The organism is Mesorhizobium sp. M7A.F.Ca.MR.148.00.0.0 (assembly GCF_003997735.1).
Taxonomy (GTDB): Bacteria; Pseudomonadota; Alphaproteobacteria; order Rhizobiales; family Rhizobiaceae; genus Mesorhizobium.
The window spans coordinates 1-408 of record NZ_RZTB01000321.1; the positions used below are offsets into that span (position 1 = coordinate 1).

A 408-nucleotide genomic window follows, 5' to 3' on the forward strand; every position below is an offset into this window, starting at 1 on the left:
GTCACAGCAGCTCTGACGTGCTTTCCAAGCGCCGCCGAGGCTTTGTCGCCGCCGCCTTCATGACCGTAGCGTGAGAATAGCATCTTGCTCTCACCTGCCGCCTTGACGGCCTCCTTGGCCGCTTCCAAGGCGTCCCCTATGAGAGGGACCTTTCGGCGGGAGACTTCGGTCTTGACCCGGCGCTCGTCATGCCACTCGACGTCGATGTGCGGGTACTGGGCATCGAGCCTAACGTCGCTGACACGAAGCCCGGTGATCTCGGATAGACGGCAGCCCGTGCCCTCAAGCAGCCGCCAAATCTGTTGGAGGTCAGGGGCGGCGCGGTCAAGCACGCGCTCCCGAGTTGCCACCAATTGCTCGGGGGTGAAGGGGAGCCTCTTTCGTTTGTCGGGTTCGCGTCCGCTGTCG

The 408-nt window shown here is 63.7% G+C and carries 1 protein-coding gene; it reads right to left on the bottom strand.

Annotated features, from left to right (window positions below; all coding sequences use genetic code 11):
* A partial coding sequence (locus EOB49_RS34260) for a tyrosine-type recombinase/integrase (protein ID WP_206526196.1) occupies nucleotides 1-332 on the bottom strand: 332 nt, incomplete at its 3' end.
* Between the last annotated feature and the right edge of the window lie 76 nt (nucleotides 333-408).